This window comes from Desulfoplanes sp. (genome assembly GCF_054921335.1).
In genome coordinates this window covers 1-6,712 of the sequence record NZ_JBUDSQ010000105.1, presented here as the reverse complement: position 1 = coordinate 6,712, position 6,712 = coordinate 1, and the positions used below count along the sequence as shown (strand labels likewise).

Here is a 6,712-nt window from a genome sequence, read left to right as displayed (position 1 = left end):
CTGGTCTTGCCCGAGCCCGGCCCTGCCACCACAAGAAGATTTTTGCCCTCCCTGGTCTCCACCGCCTTTTTCTGGACGGGGTCGAGGCCGCTGACAATGGCTTTGTGTCCCTCTTCGGAGACCGGAAGCTCCAGTGTGGCTTCGCGCCCGTTGAAATAGGTGGAGATGAATGCCTCCCGCTCCTTGCCGAAATAATCCCGCACCAGAATGAGGGCCAGCTTGATCCCGTCGCTCAAGGTGCCCATTTCAGCATATCTGCCCATGATATGCACCTGGGCGATCTTTTCCTTATAAAACAAAGCCAGGGAGAAAAAATCCCGGGCCGTGAACGTTGCCTTGGGTTCCTCCACCGTCAGGGTCATGGCCGGACGGATCACGGCCAGACCGTTCTGCAGACAGAGGGCCTTCATATGATGCAGGACGAGAAGAGCAGCCTGGGAACGCTCAAAAACATCGGGCATAGTCATGGTGGTCATGTCCCTGCGCAATGCTTTTTCCAGGTCTCCGGACTTGAAGGAAACCAGCAGATCCTTCCCCCTGGTTCCGGAAGGGACCTTGTCGACCAAAGATTGCAGAACCACTCTGGCAACCAGAACCCGCTCGTGCACATGGGTCCTGATCTCTCCCCAGGTCTTGCGGAGGATCACCCCGTAGGAGCCCCGGTTCTGATGGGACAAACGGATCATCTTCTCCTGAATGAGCAGTTCAAGCACTCCGAGGATGGCCTGGGGATTGGCCGCCTGCTCCCCGCTGTCCTTGATTCTCTGGCTGATACTGCGGATAGGAAACGTGTACCGGGTGTGTTTGACCGCATCGGGCTCGTCCTCTTCCATAACCTTGAGAACCGCCTCCTCAAGAGCCACATACCCGGCAAACCGTTTCAGAGAATCATCGGCAATCCCCTTGCGCACAAAACAGGTCATGTTCAGATCATGGTCGATGATCCCTGCCTTGCGCATGGCATGGAGGATGGACAGGAGTTTGCTCGACTCCTCACCCAGTTCGGTTGCCAGCACATCCGTATTGATCAGGGATTTGGGATCGGCCTGGAGCAGGATGTCCACCAGTTTGATCCACAGATCCCGCCTGGAGGCCGAAAGATTCAGTCCGTTGATGGTTGTCAGAGCCTCTTCCTTGTTGGGCACGAGCACGGTTCCCTGAACGACCTGGGTGTGGTTATCACCCCGAACGAGCTTATCCGTTCGCTCGAGCCAGGACAGGGCCGTGCGCACCTTGGTGTCGGCCAGGGTCTCTCCGGCATCCAGATTGTCAAAGGTGACCTCTTCGAGCTCCCGGGAACCGAGCAGTTCCCCGGAGGTCATGATGACCGTGTTTTCAGGCCGTGTTCCGGCAATGCGTTTCAAACCGGAGAACAACGATTTGATATCCTTGTGCGAGAGCTGGGTCGCACAGCACCGCTCGAACTGGGTTTCCAGATCCTCCCGGTCATAGAGAAGGCAGCACAAGGCCGGGTCACGGTCCCGACCGGCCCGGCCCGCCTCCTGGAGATAGTTCTCAAGCGATCCGGGCACGGCCGCATGGATGACCACCCGCACATCGGGCTTGTCCACGCCCATGCCGAAGGCGTTGGTGGCCACCATGACCTGGAGATCCCCGCGCAAAAATTGTTCCTGGACCGATCGCTTGTCCTCGGGCGTCCGTCCGGCATGGTAGTAGTCGCACAGCCAGTCCATGTCGGCCAGGGAGTCGGCGTATTGCTCGGCCTTTTTGCGCGTGGGCACGAAAACAATGGCCCCGCCCTTCTGCTCACCCGCAAAGACATCCTTCAAAATGGCATCGATACGACCGATCTTTTCCTGCTCCGGGCAGGGAATGACCCGGAATTTGAGATTGGTCCTTTCGTGACCGCCTTCGAATACAGCCAGTTCCCGGTCCATTTCCGTCCTGAAATAGTCCCTGATCTCGCCTATGACATCGGGTTTGGCCGTGGCCGTGAAGCATCCGATCAAGGGACGCGGAGAGGGCTCACCCGGCCAGATTTCGCCAATGAACGAAGACAGGGCCAGATAATCGGGCCGGAAATCATGTCCCCATTTGGAAAAACAATGGGCCTCGTCCATGACGATCATCCCGATCTCGCGCTGCTTGAGGATGTTCTTGACCGTGGTGTTGCGGAACTGTTCCGGCGCGATCCACAAGAGATCCAGATCGCCCAGCCGTATCCCGTCCAGAGTCCGACTGCGCTCGAGCATGGTCATAGATGAATTGATGGTGCACCCTTTGAGGATGCCCTTGCGCACCAGACCGTCCACCTGGTCCTTCATAAGGGATTGCAGGGGAGAGATAATGAGGGTCAGGGTGTTTCGCTGTCCGCTCTGCATAAGAGCCGGAAGGAGATAGCACAGGGATTTGCCCGCACCCGTGGGCAGCACAGCCAGAACGTCTTTGCCCTCCACCAGTCCGGTGACCACCTGCTCCTGCAGGGGCGGACGCTCGTCTCCCACGGGCAGAAAGTCGTCGAAACCGAAATAGAGTTGCAGCTGCTTGCGGATGTCGAACCGGTCCCGGCAATAGGCACAGTCTTCCCTGCCGCACGGGGTCTGCCTGAGTCTGGAAAGCAGGGGAGAAATGGACGGATACCGATGCCAGACCCAGGCAGGCACCAGGGAATTACCTCCGGCAACCCGCAGCCAGGCGAGCATATAGGCGAGAGTGACGGTCTCGAACGGATCATCCCATTGACGAAAAAAAATCTCACGCGCCTGGTGCATGCAGGCACGGTCCTGGATCTGATCCATCCATATCTGGTAGCAGGCGTCCTTGTCAGGCAGGAGAGCCCCGGATAATTCCCCGAGCATTCGGGCATAGCCATGATCGGGAAATGAACGGCTCAGAACCGCACCGTAGAAATCGCGCAGCTCCGGGGCCATACCGGCAAACTCTGCCAGTTCGTCTCTAAGCAGGCGCAACGTCTGCTTGCAGTCCCCCACGGGATCATTCACCGATTCCTTGATGAGTTTATAGTTCTTGAGCAGACGATGATAGGGATTCGTGGGAAAGGCCAGAGGAGAGAGAAACAGGGTGTCGATGACAGGCAGGGTGGTCAGGGGATGACCGGGAAAATGGGTGGCGATCCAGGGAAGATCGTGCTCCGCCATGTTGTGCCCCAGTATGTACTCGGCGGTTTGTCCCCACTCGGCCACACGGTTCAGGGAATGTGACGCATCGAATGTCCCCTGGAATCGCAACCCCCGTCTCGTTGCCACATTGATGGCGCCGATCTTGAGCAGCCGATCGTCCTGGGGGTGGATCTCCAGGTCGAGGACCAGTGCCTTTTCCAGCAAGGCAACACCCCCTGATCCGTCAATAAGGGTGTCATCCGTTGACATATCGGGGTTCTGGGTCATGAATTGTCGGATTTGAGGAATCTGAATCAGAAAGGTTTCAAAAGGCCGGGCTTATCCCATTAGGGCATGGTCCATAATTGCTTGCAAAGCATCTCGGCCTTTTTCTTAGCTATTCCGGATAATTTTTGCAATTCTTCCCTGCTCGTTTTCTGCATGGCCTCCAGAAAACCGGAATGTTCCCAGAGCAGACAGACCATGATTCACCCCCCGAATCGCAAAACGGATTCAACACATCCCGTACAAGGGTCAGGTTCCCGTGCCTGCCCTTTTTTGCCCCCAACCCGGATCTGCTCCAGAACCTAAATTTCCCCCGGTTCGAACCCTTGTACGCCCACAGATACGGCATTTTTCTAAAAAAATTCAAAAATCCGAGACAATGGCTTGTGTCAGACAAATCGATAATGCTAATCGAACACCCGTTTTCAGGATAATCTCACAGCGAACCCCAAAAAAGTCGCGTCGGCCGATTTCTGCAAGATAGACCAAAGTGCACCAAGCCTCGCTGTAGAAACCATGAGCCCCCCGGGATCAGTCAAAAATCCAGGGGACTCTGTCTGTCCTTTTTGGTCGTGCTCGTGATGGTGTGAAAAAGAATATGGGGACGGGTTTAATATTGAAAAATCTGTCGGGCTGTGATATTCAAGCTGCATTTTAGAATTTAATCAATTTTACCAGATTGTTAGTTCAAGAATAGAAATCAGGAGGTCCTCATGCCACGCATCGCCAGGTTCGTTCGCTCCGATATTCCCACGATATACCATGTCATTTCCCGGACAGCTCTTGATGGATTGCCGATCGGGGATGGGGAGAGGGACTATCTTCTCAACCTGATTCGCTATCTGAGTCGGTTTTACTTTGCCGAGGTGCTCGGATTTTGCCTCATGTCCAACCATTTCCATCTCGTTGTCAGGATGCATACCAAAGATCATCTTTCGGATGAGGCCATGAAGGAGCGGCTTGAAGCCTGGTTTCCCGAAGGGCGCATCATCAGCCCAAAAAACATTGCCGATTTCAGGGAAAGGTGGTCGTCTCTTTCTCAATTCGTCAAGGATATCAAGCAGGGTTTCACTCGCTTCTATAATAAGCGGCACAATCGCAAAGGGTATTTCTGGGGGGACCGCTTCAAATCTCTCATCGTGCAGAACGGGTATTCTCTGGTCAATCTGCTTGCCTACGTGGACCTCAATCCCGTTCGCGCAGGGATCGTCAAACGGCCCGAGCAGTATCGATGGTGCTCGCTGGGCTATTTTGTCCAGACGAACAATCGGGAAGACATGCTTTCCATGGATTCCGGGATGAAAGAATGGGGAGAGCACGAACCGGCTCGGATCATGCGCAAATACAGACAGTTCGTTTATGAAACCGGTGCTGTGGACACGGGCAAGGGAAAGCCCATGGACGCGAAGATCGTGAAAAAGGAGAGGAAGAAGAATTTCGAGCTCAAGCGGTTCGAACTCTTCTGCTACAGAACCCGCTACTTCAGCGATGCAGGAATATTGGGATCAAAGGAATTCGTCAGGGAGGTGTTCGATCAGGTCAAGCACCTTTTGCAATCAAAGGACAGCAGAAGGTTCACCCCTCTTGCCGGTTCCGGAGGGGTTTACTCTATGAAAAGATTGCAGGTATAACCCCCTGCCTGCAGGCAAGAAAAGATCCCTCAAACGGTCCCTGAGCCTACCCCATACTGCCAGTGCACCGTTTTCCCGTTGACACGAGGATAACGCCTGAATACTTGAACAGTCATTCACATATTCAACTATCGAGGAGGGACTCATGGACTCTGTCTGCTCAATCAGGTGTTTCCATCCCGAATCAATCGACCGGGCCCAAAAAATAATGCCCGGCCCCGAACAAACCAAGCGCATTGCCTTGCTTTTCGCAACCCTTGGAGATCCCAACCGGCTGGGGATTCTCCTGGCCCTGCGTTCCGGGGAACTCTGCGTATGCGATCTCTCCTCGATCATGGAGATGACCGTGTCCGCAGTCTCCCATCAGCTGCGCATACTCAGGCATCAGGGACTGGTCGTGCCAAGAAAACAGGGGCGCATGGTCATGTACTCCCTGGCTGACCAACACGTCCACAAACTCCTTGCCCAGGCACTGGAACACGGAACCATCTGTGCCCCCAATATTTCAAGAGAGGAATCATGAACACCCTGCTCGCAATTTTCACGGCCGCACTGGACGTTTTTCTGGAATCGGCCCCGTTCATGCTTTTCGGCTTTTTCATGGCCGGACTGCTCAAGGCCTTTGTGCCCACGACCATCGTACAGGAACATCTGGGAAAGAACCGGACCTCCAACGTGATCAAGGCGGCCCTGTTCGGCATCCCCCTGCCCCTGTGCAGCTGCGGTGTCATCCCGGCAGCGGCGGGCCTCAGACGTCAGGGAGCGAGCAAAGGTGCCACAGCATCCTTTCTCATCTCCACCCCGGAGACCGGAGTCGATTCCATCATGGTCACCTACGCCCTGCTCGACCCGATCATGACCCTGCTGCGCCCATTGGCCGCCTTTGTAACCGCCGTTGCCACGGGGATCGGGATCAATCTGCTCGATGCGGACAAGGGAGCAACACCGGCAACCCCGCTCAAACCCTTCGGACAGATCCAGCCTTCGGCGTGGAAACGGTTCCTTCAGGGACAGCGATTCGCCTTTGGTGAGGTCCTTGGCGATGTAGGGGGATCGTTCATGATCGGCATTCTCATCGCCGGAGTGATCACCGTGTTTCTTTCCCCGGATCTGGTGACCACCTATCTGGGAACAGGACTGCTCCCCATGCTGGTCATGGTCGTCGTGGCCGCCCCGCTTTATGTGTGTGCCACCGCCTCCACCCCCATCGTAGCCGCCCTGGCCCTCAAGGGAATCTCGCCGGGAGCAGCCCTTGTCTTCCTTCTGGCAGGACCCGCCACCAATGCCGCGTCCCTGGCCGTGGTGGCCAAGCTTCTCGGTAAACGGTCCGCAGCCCTGTATCTTGCAAGCATCATCACCGTGGCCATCCTCTTCGGACTGGGAGCCGACGCTCTCTACCGCTCCCTTGGTCTCGATCCTCTGGCCTGGCTGGCCCGGGCGACCGAACACGGGCACGGCATACCGAGCATCATCGCCGGAACCATCCTGTTCGTCCTGCTTGTCCGCACACTGGTCAATAAAATACGCTCAGGCCATAATAGCCAGTCAGGATGTTGCAATCACCATCACTGATTCCCGCAGAATCAACGGACTTGTCACTATTTCGTGGGGAATCTACATGGTTATATCGGTTCGATCCCGACCAAGCAGCTCAAAAATCAATCAGACGAGGGGACAGGCTGTCTATGTCCTTATCCAAAGCGCTCCCTCAGTTCG

5 protein-coding genes are annotated in these 6,712 nt (G+C 55.7%); 3 read left to right on the top strand and 2 right to left on the bottom strand.

Translation table 11 applies throughout. The features are described from left to right. Positions 1–3,368: RecQ family ATP-dependent DNA helicase (locus tag ACY692_RS13620; protein WP_462325923.1), on the bottom strand; the 3,368-nt coding region annotated here is incomplete at its 3' end. Between the two features lie 59 nt (positions 3,369–3,427). Next, positions 3,428–3,565, bottom strand: a complete 138-nt coding sequence (locus ACY692_RS13615; protein ID WP_462325922.1) for a hypothetical protein — start codon at positions 3,563–3,565, stop codon at positions 3,428–3,430. Positions 3,566–4,078: 513 nt separating this feature from the next. On the opposite strand from ACY692_RS13615, the gene ACY692_RS13610 reads away from it, so the two are divergent. The 3 genes from ACY692_RS13610 (at position 4,079) to ACY692_RS13600 (ending at position 6,568) form a co-directional block, all read left to right on the top strand. Next, positions 4,079–4,996: a transposase gene (locus tag ACY692_RS13610; RefSeq protein ID WP_462325921.1), complete on the top strand. Its 918-nt coding sequence runs from the start codon at positions 4,079–4,081 to the stop codon at positions 4,994–4,996. Positions 4,997–5,141: 145 nt separating this feature from the next. After that, complete coding sequence (locus tag ACY692_RS13605; RefSeq protein WP_462325920.1) at positions 5,142–5,519, top strand: ArsR/SmtB family transcription factor; 378 nt, start codon at positions 5,142–5,144, stop codon at positions 5,517–5,519. After that, the gene (locus ACY692_RS13600) at positions 5,516–6,568 is read left to right on the top strand and encodes a permease (protein ID WP_462325919.1); all 1,053 of its coding nucleotides are present in this window, start codon (positions 5,516–5,518) and stop codon (positions 6,566–6,568) included. Before ACY692_RS13605 ends, ACY692_RS13600 begins: the two co-directional genes overlap by 4 nt. Positions 6,569–6,712: the final 144 nt, after the last annotated feature.